General features: G+C 38.3%; 15 protein-coding genes. 4 read left to right on the forward strand and 11 right to left on the reverse strand.

The features are described from left to right. On the forward strand, positions 1-1063 hold a 1063-nt coding region (locus CHB68_RS18525; protein WP_179213144.1), incomplete at its 5' end, for a T9SS type A sorting domain-containing protein. A 127-nt stretch (positions 1064-1190) separates the two neighbouring features. Here CHB68_RS18525 and CHB68_RS05235 read toward each other — a convergent pair. The 8 genes from CHB68_RS05235 to thrA all read right to left on the reverse strand — a co-directional run bounded on the left by CHB68_RS05235 (position 1191) and on the right by thrA (position 9948). Next, positions 1191-1901, reverse strand: a complete 711-nt coding sequence (locus tag CHB68_RS05235) for a YebC/PmpR family DNA-binding transcriptional regulator (protein ID WP_089259831.1) — start codon at positions 1899-1901, stop codon at positions 1191-1193. Between the two features lie 96 nt (positions 1902-1997). Next, complete coding sequence (locus CHB68_RS05240; protein WP_089259832.1) at positions 1998-2294, reverse strand: 4a-hydroxytetrahydrobiopterin dehydratase; 297 nt, start codon at positions 2292-2294, stop codon at positions 1998-2000. An 8-nt stretch (positions 2295-2302) separates the two neighbouring features. Beyond that, positions 2303-3130 carry a sugar nucleotide-binding protein gene (locus CHB68_RS05245; protein ID WP_089259833.1) on the reverse strand — a complete coding sequence of 276 codons (828 nt, stop codon included), beginning with the start codon at positions 3128-3130 and terminating at the stop codon, positions 2303-2305. Continuing rightward, positions 3127-4041 carry a glutaminase gene (locus tag CHB68_RS05250; protein WP_089259834.1) on the reverse strand — a complete coding sequence of 305 codons (915 nt, stop codon included), beginning with the start codon at positions 4039-4041 and terminating at the stop codon, positions 3127-3129. Before CHB68_RS05250 ends, CHB68_RS05245 begins: the two co-directional genes overlap by 4 nt. Beyond that, entirely contained in the window at positions 4038-5126 is a 1089-nt protein-coding gene (gene gcvT, locus CHB68_RS05255; protein WP_089259835.1) for a glycine cleavage system aminomethyltransferase GcvT, read from the reverse strand. Before gcvT ends, CHB68_RS05250 begins: the two co-directional genes overlap by 4 nt. A 98-nt stretch (positions 5127-5224) precedes the next feature. Further along, a complete protein-coding gene (thrC, locus tag CHB68_RS05260; protein WP_089259836.1) occupies positions 5225-6520 on the reverse strand; it encodes a threonine synthase in 1296 nt (431 codons plus the stop codon). Positions 6521-6556: 36 nt separating this feature from the next. Then, a complete protein-coding gene (locus tag CHB68_RS05265; RefSeq protein WP_089259837.1) occupies positions 6557-7483 on the reverse strand; it encodes a homoserine kinase in 927 nt (308 codons plus the stop codon). 23 nt (positions 7484-7506) lie between these two features. After that, positions 7507-9948 carry a bifunctional aspartate kinase/homoserine dehydrogenase I gene (gene thrA, locus CHB68_RS05270; RefSeq protein WP_089259838.1) on the reverse strand — a complete coding sequence of 814 codons (2442 nt, stop codon included), beginning with the start codon at positions 9946-9948 and terminating at the stop codon, positions 7507-7509. A 266-nt stretch (positions 9949-10214) separates the two neighbouring features. Here thrA and CHB68_RS05275 point away from each other — a divergent pair, with 266 nt between their 5' ends. Beyond that, positions 10215-11768: an NAD(P)H-hydrate dehydratase gene (locus CHB68_RS05275; protein WP_089259839.1), complete on the forward strand. Its 1554-nt coding sequence runs from the start codon at positions 10215-10217 to the stop codon at positions 11766-11768. Positions 11769-11770: 2 nt separating this feature from the next. Here the strand turns inward: CHB68_RS05275 and CHB68_RS05280 are convergent, their stop codons facing one another. Beyond that, the gene (locus CHB68_RS05280; protein ID WP_089259840.1) at positions 11771-12172 is read right to left on the reverse strand and encodes an STAS/SEC14 domain-containing protein; all 402 of its coding nucleotides are present in this window, start codon (positions 12170-12172) and stop codon (positions 11771-11773) included. A 208-nt stretch (positions 12173-12380) separates the two neighbouring features. Beyond that, the gene (locus CHB68_RS05285) at positions 12381-14933 is read right to left on the reverse strand and encodes an ATP-dependent Clp protease ATP-binding subunit (RefSeq protein WP_089259841.1); all 2553 of its coding nucleotides are present in this window, start codon (positions 14931-14933) and stop codon (positions 12381-12383) included. 258 nt (positions 14934-15191) lie between these two features. Between CHB68_RS05285 and gyrA the strand changes: the two genes are divergently transcribed. Together gyrA and CHB68_RS05295 are read left to right on the forward strand one after the other, a co-directional pair. After that, positions 15192-17726, forward strand: a complete 2535-nt coding sequence (gene gyrA / locus CHB68_RS05290; RefSeq protein ID WP_089259842.1) for a DNA gyrase subunit A — start codon at positions 15192-15194, stop codon at positions 17724-17726. 39 nt (positions 17727-17765) lie between these two features. After that, positions 17766-19028, forward strand: a complete 1263-nt coding sequence (locus CHB68_RS05295; RefSeq protein ID WP_089259843.1) for a tetratricopeptide repeat protein — start codon at positions 17766-17768, stop codon at positions 19026-19028. Positions 19029-19075: 47 nt separating this feature from the next. Here CHB68_RS05295 and CHB68_RS05300 read toward each other — a convergent pair whose 3' ends face one another. Further along, positions 19076-19828 (reverse strand): C40 family peptidase, encoded by a 753-nt coding sequence (locus CHB68_RS05300; protein ID WP_089259844.1) that lies wholly within the window; start codon positions 19826-19828, stop codon positions 19076-19078. Positions 19829-19835 lie beyond the last annotated feature (7 nt).

The raw sequence follows: 19835 nt of genomic DNA on the forward strand, positions 1-19835 counted from the left end.
ATGTTATCAAACTGCAGTATGGAACACGCAGACCTGTAGTTGGGAAGCTACTGGCGAACAACCGGAGATGCCAATGACCGAGTGCTATCAAACAGTGGCATGGAATGCACAAACCTGCAGTTGGGAAGTTACTGGTGAACAACCGGAGATGCCAATGACAGAGTGCTATCAAACAGCAGAATGGAATACACAAACCTGTAGTTGGGAAGTTACTGGCGAACAACCGGAGATGCCAGAAACTGAATGTAATGAAACAGCTGAATGGAACGCGCAAACGTGTAACTGGGACATTTTTCAAAATAATAATGATTGTGGTTCAGGAACAATCGATCAATGTGAAACGGCATTTGCTAGATCTACGAACGAAAATGTAAGAACATGCTTCTTGGATATTTCTGGTATTACCGCCAATCGATGGGGCTGGACCAATAGTATACCTTCTGTAAATGGTAGCTATGAACTCGAATTGTATGCAGCTGCCGGTCAATGTGATATAACTAAAGGCGCATTGGTGGGTAACGTAATAGTGGTTTATGAAAATGGTTTGGTTGATGTTACGGTATCTGTTTTAAACGGGTATAAGATGACAGAGGCTCAGTTATATGTAGGAGGCAGTCCAATTCCTTTAAGGAATAATGGTAGCCAAACTGTTGCGCCTGGTCAATATCCATATCATGATGATGTAAACGGTGATTTTTACGCTTATACGTTTGAAAATTTGAATCCTGGCGATATGGATAATTTCTATGTGATTTTTCATGCCAAGGTTTGTCCGAACGAAACAGATGGTATGAAATCAGCTCCATCTAGTGTTATGCTAACAGCATATCCAATTCCGTTTAAGAAAGAAATAAATCTTAAAATAACAACACCAAGAAAAATGAGTGGGGAGCTGTACATATATGATGCAATAGGTCAAAAAGTTGAAGATTTTGGAATGCATAATCTTAAAAAAGGAGAAAATGAAATAAAGCTACAAGTAGTTGAATTACCTGTAGGTATGTATTTCATTCATGTGAAATCAGATTATGGAAACGAAGTTTTAAAAGTTCTTAGGCATTAAAAACATGTGAAAACTAAGTTTTATTCAATAATGTTTTGTTTTACTTCCTAAGTCGAACATTTTAGGATATAATAAAAAAAGGAGACCAAATTGGTCTCCTTTTTTATTGCTTACATTCTATAAAGATTTATTCCTCCATAGAATGGTATACGTTTTGTACGTCATCATCCTCTTCTAACTTTTCTAAAAGTTTCTCCACATCAGCAGCCTCTTCTTCAGATAAAGCTTTGGTTACCTGTGGTATCCTTTCAAAACCAGATGATAATATTTCTATTTCTCGGTTTTCCAACTCTTTTTGCAATGCTCCAAAGCTTTCAAACGGGCCATAAATCAAAATTCCGTCATCATCAACGAACACTTCTTCTGCACCAAAATCTATCAGTTCCAATTCTAGTTCTTCTGGGTCAATACCTTCGGCAGGGATCCTAAAGTTACACGTATGGTCAAACATAAATTCTACAGATCCCGAGGTGCCCAAATTACCGTTACATTTATTAAAATAACTTCTTACATTGGCCACTGTCCTTGTATTATTGTCGGTAGCGGTTTCTACCAATACGGCAATACCATGTGGTGCATAGCCCTCAAACAATACTTCTTTATAATCCCCAAGACTTTTGTCACTTGCCCTTTTAATGGCGCGTTCAACATTGTCTTTTGGCATATTTACGGACTTGGCATTCTGTATGACCGCTCTAAGACGTGCATTGGAGTCTGGATCGGGTCCGCCTTCCTTTACGGCCATAACAATATCCTTACCTATACGAGTAAAGGCTTTGGACATGGCAGACCATCTTTTCATTTTACGTGCTTTTCTAAACTCAAAAGCTCTTCCCATGGTAAATTATTTTAAGACAAATGTACAAAAACAGTCGATGTTCAAAAATTTGAAGACCATTGTCCGTACAAATAGGGTTTACATGTTAATTTGTGATTATTCGCTTTCAATAATATCCTCAATTGTCCGTGCAAGAACAAAATCTTTTTCAGTGACCCCATTGGCGTCATGGGTACTTAGCCTAATATTCAATGTTTTGTATACATTGCTCCAATCTGGGTGATGATTTTGTGCTTCACATTCAAAAGCAATGTGGGTCATAACGGAAAACGCTTCTTTGAAATCCTTGAATTCAAACGTAGTTTCTATGGCCCCGTCTATATATTCCCAACCATCTAATTGACCTAGATAGTCGGCAATTTGTTCATCTGTGAATTTTTCTATTTCTTTCATATGATTTTTTAATTAAGTACGTGATGATCAATTATATCCTGATACGTAAACTGTAAATTTTTAGGTAATTTATTGGTTTTGGGCAGTACGGCCAAATATCTGTCTTCATTGGTCGTATATACCCTTTTTAAGATTGGGTTAAAATTTCCTACACGTTCCAGAATTTCTTTTATAAAATCCTCATGGTGTGTTAGGTCATTACTGCCCAGATGATAAATACCAGTTTTGTTTCTATTGATAAGATAATGAATTTGTTGGGTTACCTTATCGTCATTGGTTACATTTAAAATTAAATTAGGGAAGACCTCAACAGGCTCATTGTTTATAATGGCCTTTTTCATTTCACGAACTCTAGGAGAGCTATTGCCAAATACCATGGGTACCCTTAGTATTACCATCTTCTCTTTAGGTAAGCGTAACATCATATTCTCGATCCTTATTTTAAGTCGGCCAAAAATACTTTCGCTTAATGTCTTGTCCATTTCGTAGGATGGATACTTGCTGTAGGCATCAAAAACGTTGGCAGATGATATAAAATATATTCTACAATTCATTCTAGTGACATATTCCAATATATGCTCATGTGCAATGACCTGCGCCGCAAAATTACCCCGTAATGAAGATATGATTATCTGTGGCCGTAGTTCCTCCAATAGCTCTACGATATCATCTTCTTCTAAATTGTAGTGTATAAATTGTTTGTTGTCCGCATATGTACTAGCGGCATGGCAATAGGTGGCATAAGTGTCAAAATAATTGCAAAGCTCTTTATATATAGCATTACCAATAAATCCACTACCACCAAGGATTAATATTTTCTTATTATCTAATTTCAAAAAATGGAGAGTTCTGTTTCAGTTGTTAATTTTTCCAAAGCTAGCATACCTAGTTTGGAATTTCCTTTTTCATTTAAACCCGGAGACCACGTGGCGACACAAAATTTATTGGGGTGCAGTGCTACTATACCACCGCCTACACCACTCTTACCGGGTAGTCCTACTTCAAAGGCAAATTCACCGGCTTCATCATAAAAACCACACGTAAGCATTAAGGCATTGATACGTTTTACCTGACCGCTCGTTAAATGGGTGTTCTTTCTTCTACACCGTCCATTATTGATATATAAATAAAATGTATTCGCTAATTGGGCGCAGCTCATTGTAAGTGAACATTGATGAAAATAAAAATCGAGCACGGTCTCTACATCGTTTTCCAAATTCTTGAACGATTTAAGCAGATTGGCAGCTGCATAATTATGAAACCCGGTCTGTTTTTCCGATGCCGCTACTGTACTATCATAATCTATGGTCTCATCATCCGCAATATTTCTAACAAAAGCTAAAAACTCATCCTTAGGATTTTTTAAATGGGATATCAAGACGTCGGCAACAACAATGGCACCCGGATTTATAAAGGGATTTCTAGGAATTCCTTTTTCAAACTCCAACAAGGATAAATGGTTAAAAGGGTCACCGGAAGGTTCTACATCTACCCGCGTCCAGAGTTTTTCGCCAATTAAACCAAGTGCCATGGTTAAGGTAAAAACTTTAGAAATACTTTGTATGGAAAACCTCTCATTAGAATCACCTGCACTAAAATTCTCTTGGTTCATGTTCACTAGATGAATACCAAACTTGTTCTTATCCACTTTTGCCAATTCTGGGATATAATCTGCTATTTTACCCCGGTCGTCCGTTTTTTGTGCTGTTTGATGTATAGTATCAAGTACGTGTTGAAAATCGATCATTTGGCTTTGTAAAATGGCAATTTGACCACTGTTGCAGGAATGGCCTTCTTACGGATTTGGATTTGGATTTTGCTACCGTATTCTGAAAATACCGTAAGTACGTAACCTAAACCTATACCAGTTCCCATAGAAGGGGACATTGTACCGGAAGTTACGGTACCAATAGTTTTTCCATTTCCATCTACAATATCGTACCCATGTCTTGGTATACCTCGTTCATTCAATTCAAAAGCGACCAATTTTCGTTCCGGGCCATGTTTCTTTTCTTTTTCCAGAGCCTCTGAATTCACGAAATCCTTAGTGAATTTAGTGATCCAGCCCAGGCCTGCTTCAAATGGGGAAGTTGTATCATCAATATCATTTCCATATAGGCAATACCCCATTTCCAAACGTAAGGTGTCCCTAGCGGCCAATCCGATCGGCTTTATTCCAAATTCGGCTCCTGCTTCAAAAACCTTGTCCCAAATTTGTTTTACCTCCTCGTTCTTACAATAAATTTCAAATCCACCGGAGCCTGTATAGCCCGTTGCAGAAATAATAACATGGTCTATACCGGCAAAGTCAGCCACCTCAAAATGATAAAATTTTATAGTAGATAAGTCAATGGAAGTAAGTGATTGCATAGCTTCAACTGCTTTTGGCCCTTGTATGGCAAGAAGGGAGTAACCTTCAGAAATATTGCGTATATCTGCATTGAATTCCTTGTTATAAGCAGCAATATGTGCCCAATCCTTATCAATATTGGAAGCGTTAACGACCAATAGATATTGATCATCCTTTATGCGATAAACAATAAGATCATCCACAATACCACCCGTTTCATTGGGCAGGCAGCTATATTGTGCCCTTCCTATGGTTAATTTGGAAGCATCGTTGGAAGTTACACGCTGTATAAGGTCCAATGCATTGGGACCGGATATTAAAAATTCACCCATGTGCGAAACATCAAAAACCCCAACACCGTTCCGTACCGTTTCGTGTTCGGCATTTACGCCTTCGTACGAAACTGGCATATTGTATCCGGCAAAAGGAACCATTTTTGCCCCTAGCAATTCATGTGTTGTAGTAAGTGCTGTATTTTTCATCTTCTATATTTATCGACCTTACAAATTTATCGAAAATAAATAGAAGCAATTCTGACAAATCAGCTATTTAGGAAAATATTGTCAACTACAATTTTAGCTTATGATCTTTTCAAATACTGCTTTAAATCTTGATAAGTGGAAATTTTAATAGATGCTTTGTTCTTGCCCATAACCCGTAATATCTGGCTAGGAATTTCCAGTTTTTCCGTTAGGGTATCCTCAACGACATCCAGAAACTTTACAGGGTGCGCGGTTTCCAGGAATATACCATATACATTTGGGTGTTGCTCTTGGTATTTCCTTAAGCCCAAATAACCTACGGCACCATGAGGGTCGGCAATATATCCGTTAATAGCGTATATTTCTTTCAAAGCTTGCTTGGTTTGCACATCATTAAAGGAGTAGGAGGATAAGTTCTCCTTTAATGTTTCAAAATTATCTCTGAATAAATGGCGAATACGGATGAAATTACTTGGGTCGCCAACATCCATTGCATTTGATATGGTAGCGGTAGATGGTTTTGGACTATATTCCTTTGTCATCATATATTGGGGTACGGTATCGTTTACATTGGTGGCAGCTATAAAATGGTTAACCGGCATTCCTAAACGTTGAGCCACGAAACCAGCACAAATATTACCAAAATTTCCAGAAGGTACGGAAAATACAATGTCCTTTCCTTTGGATTTCGCTTGCTTGTACGCAAATAAAAAATAAAATAGCTGGGGAAGCCATCTGGCAACATTGATAGAGTTTGCCGATGTTAATTTTAGATGTTGTAGCAAATCCTTATCCAAGAATGCATTTTTTACCATTGCTTGGCAATCATCAAAAGTGCCGTCTACCTCTAAGGCAGTAATATTTTGTCCTAAGGTGGTCAATTGTCGTTCTTGAATATCACTGACTTTTCCACTTGGGTAAAGTATGACCACGTTTACTCCATCTACGCCTAAAAAGCCATTGGCAACTGCACCTCCCGTATCACCGGAAGTAGCGACCAATACGGTAACCTCTTGTTTATGGGACCGTGAAAAATAGCCAAGGCATTGCGCCATAAATCTTGCGCCAACATCTTTAAAGGCCATGGTGGGGCCATGAAAAAGTTCTAAGGTGCCAATATTAGGAGTTATATCGACTACGGGGAAATCAAAGTCCAACACTTCTTTTAAAATACCTCTAAGAATATCATCAGGTATGGTTTCTTCCACGAATTGACGAATGGCGGTAAAGGCGATGTCTTCATTGGATAAATTTTCAATAGTCTCAAAAAACGACTTAGGTAAGGAATTTATCTGTTCTGGGAAATATAATCCTTTGTCCGGGGCAATACCGTTGACTACGGCAACATCAAATGATATAACTGGCGCTTTGCCATTTAAACTATAGAATTTCAAGATGACTATTTTTTAGGTTATGAAAATGTGAGTTTTTTAAAGGGGACGTACGCCGTCCGTATTAATTTTGGATACATGGATTTCATAGGCAATGTCAATTTTATCATATACCAACTTCATGGCATCACCGACTTTGATGGCGGTTTCTTTTCCTTTACTAAAGGCAAATATGGATGGTCCCGACCCAGAAATTCCAGAACCAAGGGCACCGGCAGATAAAGCTGTTTTTTTGACCTCGTCAAATCCGGGGATGAGTATGGAACGTATGGGTTCAACAATATGATCTTCCAAAGATCTGCCGATAAGGGCGTAGTCCTCCTTAAAAAGTCCTGCAATTAGACCTCCAACATTTCCCCATTGTTTTATTCCTGTTTCCATTGAAATCGTTGTTTTCAAGATTTTTCTGGAATCAGATGTCTTAATTTCTATTTGTGGATGTATTATGGTAATATATAGTTCTGATGGTGCCGGAATGGTAATAATGTCCAACGGGCTGTAGCTGCGCACTAGGGTAAAGCCACCAAATAGGGCAGGGGCTACATTATCCGCATGGGCAACGTCACTTGCCAACCGTTCACCTTCCATGGCAAATTTAACCAGGTCGGTATTATTGAAGGGGTAGTCCAATAGATGGTTCATGGCCCAGACTGCACCGGCAGAACTTGCTGCACTACTGCCAATTCCACTGCCGGGTTTTATTTTTTTATTAATCTCTATTTCAAAACCACCTTCGTAATCCGCAGCCAGCAAAAATGCATTACCGGCAACCCCGGCAACATTGTTTAAGGTCTCCTTGGGAAGGTCTTGTCCGCTAAGTTTGGTAATTTTTATTCCCTTTTCAGTAACTTTTCTTACGGTCATTTCGTCACCTACCGCATCCAGGGCAACGCCCAAAACATCAAATCCACATGATATGTTCGCAACTGTAGCAGGGCAAAAGACTTTAACTTCGTTCTCATTCATGGTCAAAACGATTTATACGTCAATTAAAAATTACCTATTCTTATAATATCGGCAAATATACCAGAAGCCGTAACATCGGCACCTGCACCGGCACCTTTTATAATCATGGGTTGGTTAGGGTAACGTTCCGTATAAAACAAAACGATGTTATCACTACCTTCCAAATTATAAAAATCATGGCCTTTTGGAATTTCTTGCAGACCTACACTGGCCACTCCATTATCATATTGTGCAACATATTTTAATTTACTATCAGCATTTTTAGCGCTGGCATAGAGATTTTGGAAATGAGGTTCGTGCTTTATCAATGAAGCAAAGAAATCCTCGTTATTAGTGGTCTTTAAGCTTTCTTCAGGTAGAAAAGGATTATTTTTTATATCGGATATTTCCAGTACGTTACCACTCTCCCTTGCCAAGATTAATATTTTGCGCATAACGTCTACACCGCTTAAATCTATTTTAGGGTCGGGTTCCGTGTACCCTTCTTCCTGGGCTTGTTTTACCACATCATGAAAAGTTGTGGTATCGTTAAAATTGTTGAACACAAAGTTTAGGCTACCGGATAGGACAGCTTGAATCTTTAAAATTTTATCGCCCGAAGCAATAAGGTGCTTTAGCGTGTCAATAATAGGTAAACCTGCACCAACATTGGTTTCAAACAAAAATGGGGCATTATAACTTCTTGCTAAAGATTTTAAATGGGCATAATTTTCATAGGCCGAAGAACATGCAATTTTGTTACAGGTAACAACGGAAATACTATTGCCTAAATATTCGCTATAAGAAGTAGAAACATCTTCACTTGCGGTATTGTCCACAAATATGCTGTTTCTGAAGTTTAGCGTATTCACCAATTCAAGAAATTTGGACTTGTCTGCTTTTTGACCATTTGCCAATTTTTCTTGCCATGTATTTAGGTCTATACCCTTTTCATCAAAAAACATGGTTCTAGAGTTGGACATGCCAATAACACGAATGTTCAATTTTAAGTTCTCTTTCAAAAATTTACGTTGAGACCTTATCTGTTCAAGAAATTTTGCACCTACATTACCAACGCCCATTACAAATAGGTTCAGTTGTTTAATATTTTCTTCAAAGAATTCTTCATGTAGGGCATTTAAAGCTTTCTTAACATCCTTTTGATCTATGATACATGAAATATTTCTTTCAGAGGCACCTTGTGCAATTACGCGGATGTTGACATTGTTCTTTCCAAGTGTGCTGAACATTTTACCACTTAATCCTTGGTGGCTTTTCATGTTGTCACCTACCAATGCTACAATAGCTAAATCTTTCTCGGGAATGACCGTTTTAATTCGTCCCCTTTCTATTTCATATTCAAAAGCTTCATTTACTATGTGAACCGCTTTTTCAACATCATCGGCTGAAATACCTACACAAATAGAATGTTCGGATGAAGCCTGCGTAATAAGGACAACGCTAATGTCTGCTTGAGAAAGTACTTCAAAAAAACGTTTGGATATACCTGGTATACCTACCATACCTGGACCTTCCAGAGAAATTAATGCAATATTTCCTATATGGCTAATGCCTCTGACCGTCTTTCCTTTTTCATTTTTTGATTTGGTAATCAGGGTGCCATTGGCCTCTGGGTCAAAGGTGTTTTTGATGACAATGGATATACCTTTGGATAGCACAGGTTGTATAGTGGGTGGGTATAGTACCTTGGCACCAAAGTGCGATAGTTCCATGGCTTCTTCGTAAGAAATATGGGGAATTGCTTTGGCTTGTTTTACCATTTTAGGATTGGCGGTATACATACCGCTAACATCTGTCCATATTTCCAGAATTTCAGCATCAAGTGCTGCGGCATATATTGCTGCGGTATAATCAGAACCTCCCCTTCCCAATGTTGTAGAATTTCCTTCTTCAGAGGTGGAAATAAATCCGGGACATACTGTTATTTTTGCATTGCTGGCTTTGAAATATGCTATACAATTGGCATTCGTCTTGGCAAAGTTCACCATATTCTTGCCGTTCAGTTTTTGGGTAATGATAATTTCCCTACTATCCTTGAACTCCGCATCCAATTGCTCGCTTTTTAGGTATTCACTAATAATGTAAGAGGAAAGTAATTCTCCAAAACTTACGATTCTGTCAGAAAGTCTTGGGGTAATCTCACCAATATAGAAAGCACCCTCCAATAAGGTTTCCAATTCATTGAATTCACTTTTTACCTTACTCAAAACGCGGCTTTGTGCATTTACGGGCAGTAATTGTTTTGTGGCCGTTAAATGTCTTTCCTCTAAAGTGGCTAGTACTTTTTTGTAGGATTCATTTTGTGTAGATGCCAACGTACCGGCTTCTAATAAATGGTCCGTTACACCCCCAAATGCAGAAACGACCAAAATAATTTGGTCTTCATATTTGGAAATGATATTCTTTATTTTAATAATATTTTCAGGATTGGCTACAGATGAACCTCCAAATTTTAAAACTTTCATGCTATTGAAATATTGACTTTTTAAAAAGATATGGTGTAGTTAAACACAGAAACGGAGATATATAGTTTTTAACCCCTAAGGGTGAACCATGCGGTTGTAGAACCATAGCAATTGGTTACAGAAGTAATGTTAATTGTTATGTCTGTTTTTTCGCAGTCCATAATACTATTGGTTGAAAATCAAAAGTAGTACATTTGGTATCTTAATCAAATGATTCCACAATTTTTTACGGAATCGTTACTTTTTAGTTCAAAATAGCATAAAGAATGAAGTTATTTAGTGCAAAACAAATATATAAGGCAGATCAGATTACCACGAAAAAACAAGGTATTGCCGGTGAAGAGTTAATGGAGCGCGCATCGTTACAATTATTTAATTGGATGCATTTAAGAATGCAAGGCGCCCCGGTAAAAATACATTTGTTCTGTGGTATTGGCAATAATGGGGGAGATGGCATTGCCTTGGCTAGGCATTTGTTGGAGCATGGTTACAATATTGCCGTTTATGTGGTCAACTACAGCGAAAAACGTTCAGAAGATTTTCTAATCAATTTAGCACGATTAAAGGAACGTAAATGTTGGCCAAATTTTATGAATTCCGATGATGAATTGCCTGTTATAGGTAAGGATGATATTATTGTTGACGGTATTTTTGGCATAGGTATCAATAGAACTCCTGACGCTTGGGTGATAAAATTAATTCAGCATCTTAATAATTCACAAGCCTTTATTTTATCTATAGACATTCCTTCGGGGTTGTTCAGTGATCAAAGTCCAAAAGATTTTGATGCTATCATAAAATCAAATTATGTGTTAAGCTTCCAGGCACCTAAACTTACTTTTTTCTTACCGGAATCCGGTCCTTACGTAGAACAATGGGAAGCCTTGGATATAGGGCTAGATGTAGATTATTTAAGCTCTACCGAAACCGCATATGAATTAATTGGTAAAAATGAAGTGTTGACCGTTTATAGACCACGAGAGAAATATGCCCATAAGGGTACTTATGGTCATGTGTTAATTCTTGGGGGAAGTTATGGTAAGATCGGCGCGGTATGTTTATCGTCAAAGGCGGCCTTGCATGCCGGTTGTGGGTTGGTTACGGCCTATTTGCCAGCAGTTGGCTACTCTATTTTGCAGACTTCCCTACCAGAGATAATGGTATTGACGGATAAGGATGAAAAAATAATTACCGACATTACATTTGAGATTGACCCTACAATTATAGGTGTAGGTATGGGTATGGGTACAGATGATAAAACCATTATGGCATTCGGCTCATTTTTGAAAAGCAATGAAAAGCCATTGGTGTTGGATGCTGATGCGATCAATATTCTCTCAAAACATAAGGACTTGCTTAAGCACTTGCCAAAAGATACTATATTGACGCCACATCCTAAAGAGTTGGAACGGTTGATTGGTAAATGGAAAAACGATTTTGATAAATTGAACAAGGTCAAAAAATTCTCTGACCAACACCAATGTGTAGTGGTTATAAAGGGCGCAAATACCATTGTTGTACAAAACGGGAAAGGGTATGTGAATACTACGGGTAATCCCGGAATGGCCACTGCGGGAAGTGGAGATGTACTAACGGGAATTATATCCGGCTTGCGGGCGCAAGGTTATTCAGCTTTGAATGCCGCAGTATTTGGTGTGTACCTGCATGGCAAAGCAGGGGATATAGCGGTTGAAAAAACAGGATATCAATCTATGGTAGCAACAGACCTAATATCCAATTTAGGAAATGCGTATCTTGATTTGTTTCAGATTCCGGAACAGCCCCAACCTAGTGAAGCGGAACCGGAAGCTCAGCAATAGTTTTATGAGTTAACCCTTCTTTTTACCCATTTTAAGGCGTTGTCGTATTCTATAAAAAACTTCATAGGTTTTTTGTAGAACAATTTTTCAATCTTAAAGTTATGCATATCTATTTCTTTTACAGAAACGATGGCAAAAGCCTTAAGGTTTTCCAGTTGCTTTAAATAGTTATAAATGGTAGGGTCAATGGCAAATGAGTTTTTGCGCAAACTAATGAATCCAAAATTTTTATTCCTAAAATGGATTTCCGAGATGCCTATAATTTGATATGCTCGTTCAAGTGTAAGGGTTGCACCTTCATCAAAGATGGATACCATATAATTATCAAATACTTGAATTTTTCCTATTTCCAATTCGTACTCGCGTACTACTACCTTCTTTTTTTTGGTTGATCCAACTTTCATTCGGCTTGTATTAATATAGTGTGTCTATAGCAAATGTAAATTGAAGCGTATTCTTGGGGCAAATTATTAGTTAAAACACATAAATATCGTACGTACTGCGTACAGCTGATATCGGTGTATTTCAATTCTTACATAATCATATAAATTTTGCACAAAAAAAGGAGTCCTACTTTGGACTCCTTTTCTTTTAGATAATTTAATACTTGTATCAGGTCTTGGGAGATTCCTCTTCAGCCTTCTTTATATCTATGGTCAATTCCTCGGTCTTTTTGTCAAGGTCAATATAAATACTGTCCCCTTCTTTAAGTTTGGAATTTACGATCTCTTCAGCCAATGCATCCTCTATATATTTTTGGATTGCCCTCTTTAGTGGTCTGGCACCGTATTGTTTGTCAAAACCTTTTTCCGCTATATAATCTTTTGCGTTGTCTGTAAGATTTAAATGATATCCTATATCCTTAATTCTCTTATACAGTTTTGCAAGTTCAATATCAATGATTTGATGTATATGAACTCGTTCCAATGCATTGAAAACGATAACATCATCTATTCTGTTCAAGAACTCAGGAGCAAATGCTTTTTTCAACGCATTTTCAATAACTCCTTTTTGATGGGCGTCTTCCTGAGATTTTTTTGCCGATGTTCCAAAACCAACACCTTGCCCAAAATCCTTTAATTGTCTGGCTCCAATATTGGAGGTCATAATAATGATCGTATTTCTAAAGTCAATCTTACGTCCCAGACTATCGGTTAAAAATCCATCATCAAGCACTTGTAAAAGCATATTGAACACATCTGGATGCGCCTTTTCTACTTCGTCCAATAGAATGACAGAATAAGGTTTTCTTCTAACTTTTTCAGTTAACTGTCCTCCTTCTTCGTAGCCCACATATCCTGGAGGTGCACCCACCAATCTAGAAATGGCGAATTTCTCCATATACTCACTCATATCTATACGGATAAGAGCATCTTCCGAGTCAAAAAGTTCCTTAGCCAGAACCTTGGCCAATTGTGTCTTACCTACACCGGTCTGCCCTAAAAAGATAAAAGAGCCAATTGGTTTATTGGGATCTTTAAGTCCAGCCCTATTTCTTTGAATGGCTTTGGATACTTTGGCAACTGCCTCGTCTTGGCCAATAACATTAGATTTGATAAGCTGTGGCAATTCTGCCAATTTATTGCTTTCTGTTTGTGCAATCCTATTTACGGGTATACCGCTCATCATGGAAACCACATCTGCAACATTGTCCTCACTTACGGTTTCTTTATTGAGTTTACTTTCGTCCTCCCAGCGTTCTTGTGCTATGGCAAGTTCTTTTTCCAAACTTTTTTCGTCATCTCGCAATTTAGCGGCCTCTTCATACTTTTGTTTTTTGACAACGCTATTTTTTAGCTCACGAACATCTTCCAGTTTCTTTTCCAGTTCAAGAATTTGTTTGGGAACGTCCATATTTACAATGTGCACGCGTGAGCCGGCCTCATCCAGGGCATCAATGGCCTTGTCTGGAAGAAAACGGTCTGTCATATATCTATTGGTAAGTTTAACACAGGCGACAATGGCCTCATCGGTATAGGTCACGTTATGGTGATCTTCATACTTACCTTTAATATTATGAAGTATTTCTATGGTTTCGTCAATAGAAGTAGGTTCAACGATTACTTTTTGGAACCTTCTTTCCAAAGCGCCGTCCTTTTCAATATACTGTCTATATTCATCCAATGTCGTAGCACCAATACATTGTATCTCACCTCTTGCCAAGGCAGGTTTAAACATGTTGGAAGCATCTAGGCTACCGGTTGCTCCACCGGCACCTACAATGGTATGAATTTCGTCAATGAACAAAATTACATCATCGTTCTTCTCAAGTTCGTTCATGACCGCCTTCATTCGCTCCTCAAACTGACCACGGTACTTGGTACCCGCAACAAGGGAAGCCAAATCTAGGGTCACCACCCTTTTATTATAAAGTATCCTTGAAACCTTTTTGTTGACGATACGCAAAGCCAAACCTTCGGCAATGGCACTTTTACCAACACCGGGCTCGCCAATAAGTAAAGGATTGTTTTTCTTTCTACGGCTTAATATCTGTGAAACACGTTCAATTTCCTTTTCGCGACCAACGACAGGATCCAACTTGTTTTCTTCGGCCATATGTGTAAGGTCCCTACCAAAATTGTCCAATACCGGAGTTTTGGATTTTTTGGTTCCTTTTTGACCTGCAGTAGATCCAAATGTACTTTCCTTTCCTTCATTGGTCTCTTCGGAATCACTTGGGAAAGATTCGGCCGTTGGGCCGTCTACCATATCGTCATCACTGGTAATCATAAACTTGAACTGTTCCTTTACGCCGTCATAATCGACTTTTAACTTATGTAAAAGCTTAGTTGTAGGGTCGTTTTCATTTCTCAGGATACAAAGTAAGAGGTGTGCAGTATTGATCGAGGAACTCTGAAATAATTTTGCCTCTAAAAAAGTTGTTTTTAGGGCACGTTCCGCTTGTCTCGTTAAGTGCAGGTTTTTCTTATCTTTTTGTACGCCGCTAGCATTTGGGTTGGACGGACTAAGAATTTCCACTTTTCTTCGTAAGTGGTCCAAATCAACTTCCAATGCATCTAAAATGCTTATGGCCTTCCCGTTTCCATCTCTAAGAAGCCCTAACATAAGGTGCTCGGTTCCGATAAAATCGTGACCAAGTCGCAATGCTTCTTCCTTGCTGTAAGCAATTACATCCTTAACTCTTGGGGAAAAATTATCATCCATATACTATATTATCAACTATAAAATTACTAAATCTCCTTCAATCAATGGCAAATACCGTACCTATAATCGTTAAAGTTATTGTAAAACCCTTGAAATGTGCGTCTATCGGTTAAAAATTATGCGTATAAATTAAAAATTAACATTTGTGCCATAACTGTTAATAAATTATAATATTATTAAACTTAGTTATTCTTATAACGCCTAGGATTTAAGTATATTGGCATGCTTTTTTACTAATTAAAAAACAGAAGATTTTAAATGGCAGACGGTGAAAAATTAATACCTATTAATATTGAGGATGAAATGAAATCTGCCTACATTGATTATTCAATGTCGGTCATTGTGTCACGGGCTCTTCCAGATGTTAGAGACGGATTAAAGCCAGTACACAGAAGGGTTTTGTTTGGAATGCATGAATTAGGGGTTAGAAGTAATAGCTCCCATAAAAAATCTGCCCGTATTGTCGGGGAGGTTCTTGGTAAGTATCATCCCCATGGAGATACCTCGGTTTATGATGCAATGGTGCGTATGGCCCAAGAGTGGAGTTTGCGTTACATGCTTGTGGACGGGCAAGGAAACTTTGGTTCTATAGATGGTGATAGCCCTGCTGCAATGCGTTATACGGAAGCCCGTATGCGCAAGATTGCGGATGACATGCTTATTGATATCGAAAAAGAGACGGTAGATTATCAATTAAACTTTGATGATTCATTAAAGGAGCCTACTGTATTGCCAACCAGGGTTCCCAGTCTTTTGGTGAACGGTGCATCTGGTATTGCGGTAGGTATGGCTACCAATATGCCACCACATAATTTATCTGAAGTTGTTGACGGTACGGTAGCTTATATTGACAATAATGATATTGAAATAGATGAGCTGATCACCCATATCAAGGCACCGGATTTTCCTACCGGTGGTATTATCTATGGTTATGATGGGGTAAAGGAGGCCTTTCATACAGGTAGGGGACGTGTCATGATGCGTGCCAAAGCTACTTTTGAGGAAGTACAGGGAAGGGAATGTATTGTAGTGCATGAAATTCCGTATCAAGTCAATAAGGCAGACATGATCAAAAAGACTGCCGATCTTGTCAATGAAAAGAAAATTGAAGGGATATCCAATATACGTGACGAGTCTGATCGTAACGGTATGCGTATCGTCTATATTTTAAAGAGAGACGCAATACCTAATATTGTATTGAACATGCTGTATAAGTATACGGCGCTGCAGACTTCTTTTAGTGTCAATAATATTGCTTTGGTCAATGGTAGGCCAGAATTATTGAACATTAAGGACATGATTCATTATTTCGTTGAGCACCGCCATGAAGTGGTAGTTAGGCGAACGCAGTTTGAATTGAAAAAGGCTGAGGATCGTGCACACATCCTGGAAGGGTTGATCATTGCATCGGATAATATTGATGAAGTAATTGCCATCATCAGGGCATCCAGCAATGCAGAGGAAGCTAGGGCCAACTTGATCGAGCGCTTTAAGCTTAGTGAAATCCAAGCCAAGGCAATCGTTGAAATGAGATTGCGCCAACTTACCGGTCTGGAACAGGACAAGCTAAGGTCTGAATATGAGGAAATCATGCTATTAATTGCTGATTTGAAAGATATTCTTGAGAAAAAGGAGCGTAGGATGCAGATCATCAAAGATGAATTGCTAGAGATAAAGGATAAGTACGGTGATGAAAGACGATCTGAAATAAATTTGGCTGGTGGTGATCTTAGTATGGAAGATATGATCCCGGACGAGCAAGTGGTGATTACCATTTCTCATGCGGGCTATATCAAAAGAACACCTTTGTCAGAATATAAAACGCAAAACAGGGGCGGGGTTGGTCAAAAAGCCTCCTCTACCAGAAATGAAGATTTCTTGGAACACCTGTTCGTAGGTACCAATCATCAATATATGCTCTTCTTTACGCAAAAAGGAAAATGCTTCTGGATGCGTGTATTTGAAATACCAGAAGGTAGTAGAACATCCAAAGGAAGGGCAATTCAGAACTTGATCAATATTGAGCAGGATGATAGTGTCAAGGCATTTATCTGTACGCAAGATTTAAAGGATGAGGAGTATATAAACGGACATTATGTCATAATGGCCACTAAAAAAGGTGTGGTCAAAAAGACATCTTTGGAACAATATTCAAGGCCTAGGCAAAATGGTATCAATGCTATTACCGTGCGTGACGGGGATGAATTGTTAGAGGCTAAATTGACCACAGGTTCAAGTCAGATATTCTTAGGACTTAAATCTGGAAAAGCAATCCGTTTTGAAGAAAGTAAGACCAGGCCAATGGGTAGAAATGCCTCTGGTGTAAGGGGTATTACCTTGGCCAATGAAGAGGACGAGGTAATCGGTATGGTTTCCGTACATAATTTTGAGGATGAGATTTTGGTGGTTTCTGAAAAAGGGTATGGTAAACGATCAAGTATTGAGGATTACAGAATTACAAACAGAGGTGGTAAAGGGGTCAAAACCATAAGCGTTACCGAAAAGACCGGAGGATTGGTAGCCATTAAAAATGTGACGGATTCGGATGATCTTATGATTATCAATAAATCCGGAATCGCAATTCGTATGAGCGTAGAAGACTTAAGGGTCATGGGTAGAGCAACCCAGGGTGTTAGGTTAATTAATATTAAGGGGAACGATTCCATAGCCGCTGTTGCCAAAGTCATGAAAGATGAAGATGATTTGGAAGAATCCGAAATACTTGATATTGAGGTAAATACGGATAATGGCACGGAGCTTGATACGAATACACCGGATGATTCTGAAGAATAAACATCTAAATTTTAAACACTAATAATTAATATATTAAAAATGAAGAATAGGATTTTACTTGTTGCGGCTTTGGCCTTTACTATGGTCGGGTTTGCACAAAAGAATGAAATAAAAGCTGCGGAAAAGGCTTTGAAAGGTGGCGATGCGCAGGCGGCTCAAACTGCTATTGATGCGGCTTCGGGAACCATAGCTTCCGCAGATGAAAAAGTGCAGGCTCAATATTATTTTACAAAAGGTAAAATTTACAGTGATTTGGCCAAAAAAGGCAATAATGATGCATTTAAGCAATCAGCAGATGCTTTCAAAAAGGTAATTGAAATTGAGGAGGCTTCCGGTAAACAAAAGTATACCGGTGAAACAGAGCAATATATGGCTGCGCTAACGGCAGATTTGGTAAATTCTGCGGTAAGTGACAATGGTAACAAAAAATTTAAGGAAGCTGCAGAGAAATTATATATGAGCTATACCCTTAGTCCTAGGGATACATCATATTTATATTATGCGGCCGGTAGTGCTGTTAATGGTGGTCATTATGAAATGGCTTTGGATTACTACAACAAACTACAGGAAATCGGTTACGATGGGGGTGGTATAGTTTATAAAGCTACCAACACTGCATCTGGTGAAGTGGAGGAAATGGATAAGGTTCAACGTGACCTTATGGTTAAATCAGGGACATATACAGATCCCATAGATGAAAAAACACCTTCTAAAAAAGCTGAAATCGTAAAGAATACCGCATTGATTTATACGCAATTAGGACAAGACGAGAAAGCTTTGGAGGCTTATAAGGCAGCTAGAAAGAACGATCCGGAAGATGTTAATTTAATATTGAACGAAGCCAATCTTTATTTCAACCAAGGAGACAAGGAGAAATTTAAGGAGTTAATGGCAGAGGCCATTTCCTTGGCACCGGACAATGCGGATTTGCATTACAACGTTGGTGTTATTAGTATGGAGCAAGAAAATTATGAAGATGCCAGAAAGTCTTATAATAAAGCAATTGAAATAGATCCAGGTTACACCAATGCGTATCTTAACTTATCTACTACGTATGTAAACGAGGGTAACGGTATGATCGATGAAATGAATTCATTAGGTAATTCAAGAGCGGACATTGCTAAGTATGATGAATTAAAGAAGAAAAAAGATGGTTTGTTCAAGCAAGGTGCAGATATTTTGGAAGAAGCACTAAAGACTAATCCTGAAAATGAAAATATCATGATCCAATTGAAGAATATTTATGGAGCAATGGGAGACAATGAAAATTTCATGAAAATGAAAAAGATGTTAGGAGAGTAATCCTTTGTAATCTTAAAAATGTAAAAGGCCCTAAAAAGGGCCTTTTTTTATATCACTTTTTTAATGACCCTTAATTGATGGGTATACGTTCTTAAGTCGTTATTAAAAATACCCGTATGGTCCAAGCGGTCTATACGTACCTTACCGTGTACATGAATAACATAATTGTTTTCCATAATGATGCCTACATGGTCAATTGACCCGCTGGAATTATCAAAAAAGGCTAGGTCGCCCGCCTCACTTTCTTCAACGAAACTTAGTGCATCACCCTGCGTTGATTGTCTTTCTGCTGTTCGTAAAAGTTTATATCCATTAATTTTATAGACCATTTGGGCAAATCCCGCCGCGTCAATACCAAAAGGTGTTCTTCCACCTTTAACCTCAGGGGAATTTAAATATAGTAACGCTGTTCTAACAATATTGTCCTTTGATTGTTTTTCGCTTGTAATAACTCCATCAAAACTTAAGGGTAAAGAGGGGGTGTTGGGTATGCTGGACCCTATTAAGATTGGGGTAAGAATTTTATGTTCATCTTCAACATAGGTAATCAATTCTGCCGCCAATTTTTCCTCTTTACATTCTTTCAAAGTGTTGAATTCATCTTCGGGAATAAATACCAGTTGATTGTTCATGATCCATCCTTCGCATTTATCGAACAATGTCTTGATTCTTGACCAATTTTTTCTAGATTCCAACACTTTAAAATGCTCTCCGAACAAAAGTTGGGTGACCATTTCAGCTACTTCATCTGGAGTACTCCGTACGGGAATAATACTTAAATGACAAATTCCGTATTGCATGCAGCTT

This window comes from Maribacter sedimenticola (assembly GCF_900188415.1).
Classification (GTDB): domain Bacteria; phylum Bacteroidota; class Bacteroidia; order Flavobacteriales; family Flavobacteriaceae; genus Maribacter; species Maribacter sedimenticola.

Bases quoted from the DNA above. Each gene is read 5' to 3' on its own strand.
- CHB68_RS05280 (WP_089259840.1), bottom strand. From the start codon at position 12,172: ATGAAAGTTGGATCAACCAAAAAAAAGAAGGTAGTAGTACGCGAGTAC.
- thrA (WP_089259838.1), bottom strand. From the start codon at position 9,948: ATGAAAGTTTTAAAATTTGGAGGTTCATCTGTAGCCAATCCTGAAAAT.
- CHB68_RS05250 (WP_089259834.1), bottom strand. From the start codon at position 4,041: ATGATCGATTTTCAACACGTACTTGATACTATACATCAAACAGCACAA.
- CHB68_RS05235 (WP_089259831.1), bottom strand. From the start codon at position 1,901: ATGGGAAGAGCTTTTGAGTTTAGAAAAGCACGTAAAATGAAAAGATGG.
- CHB68_RS05240 (WP_089259832.1), bottom strand. From the start codon at position 2,294: ATGAAAGAAATAGAAAAATTCACAGATGAACAAATTGCCGACTATCTA.
- CHB68_RS05295 (WP_089259843.1), top strand. From the start codon at position 17,766: ATGAAGAATAGGATTTTACTTGTTGCGGCTTTGGCCTTTACTATGGTC.
- CHB68_RS05285 (WP_089259841.1), bottom strand. From the start codon at position 14,933: ATGGATGATAATTTTTCCCCAAGAGTTAAGGATGTAATTGCTTACAGC.
- CHB68_RS05275 (WP_089259839.1), top strand. From the start codon at position 10,215: ATGAAGTTATTTAGTGCAAAACAAATATATAAGGCAGATCAGATTACC.
- gyrA (WP_089259842.1), top strand. From the start codon at position 15,192: ATGGCAGACGGTGAAAAATTAATACCTATTAATATTGAGGATGAAATG.
- CHB68_RS05300 (WP_089259844.1), bottom strand. From the start codon at position 19,828: ATGCAATACGGAATTTGTCATTTAAGTATTATTCCCGTACGGAGTACT.
- gcvT (WP_089259835.1), bottom strand. From the start codon at position 5,126: ATGAAAAATACAGCACTTACTACAACACATGAATTGCTAGGGGCAAAA.
- CHB68_RS05265 (WP_089259837.1), bottom strand. From the start codon at position 7,483: ATGAATGAGAACGAAGTTAAAGTCTTTTGCCCTGCTACAGTTGCGAAC.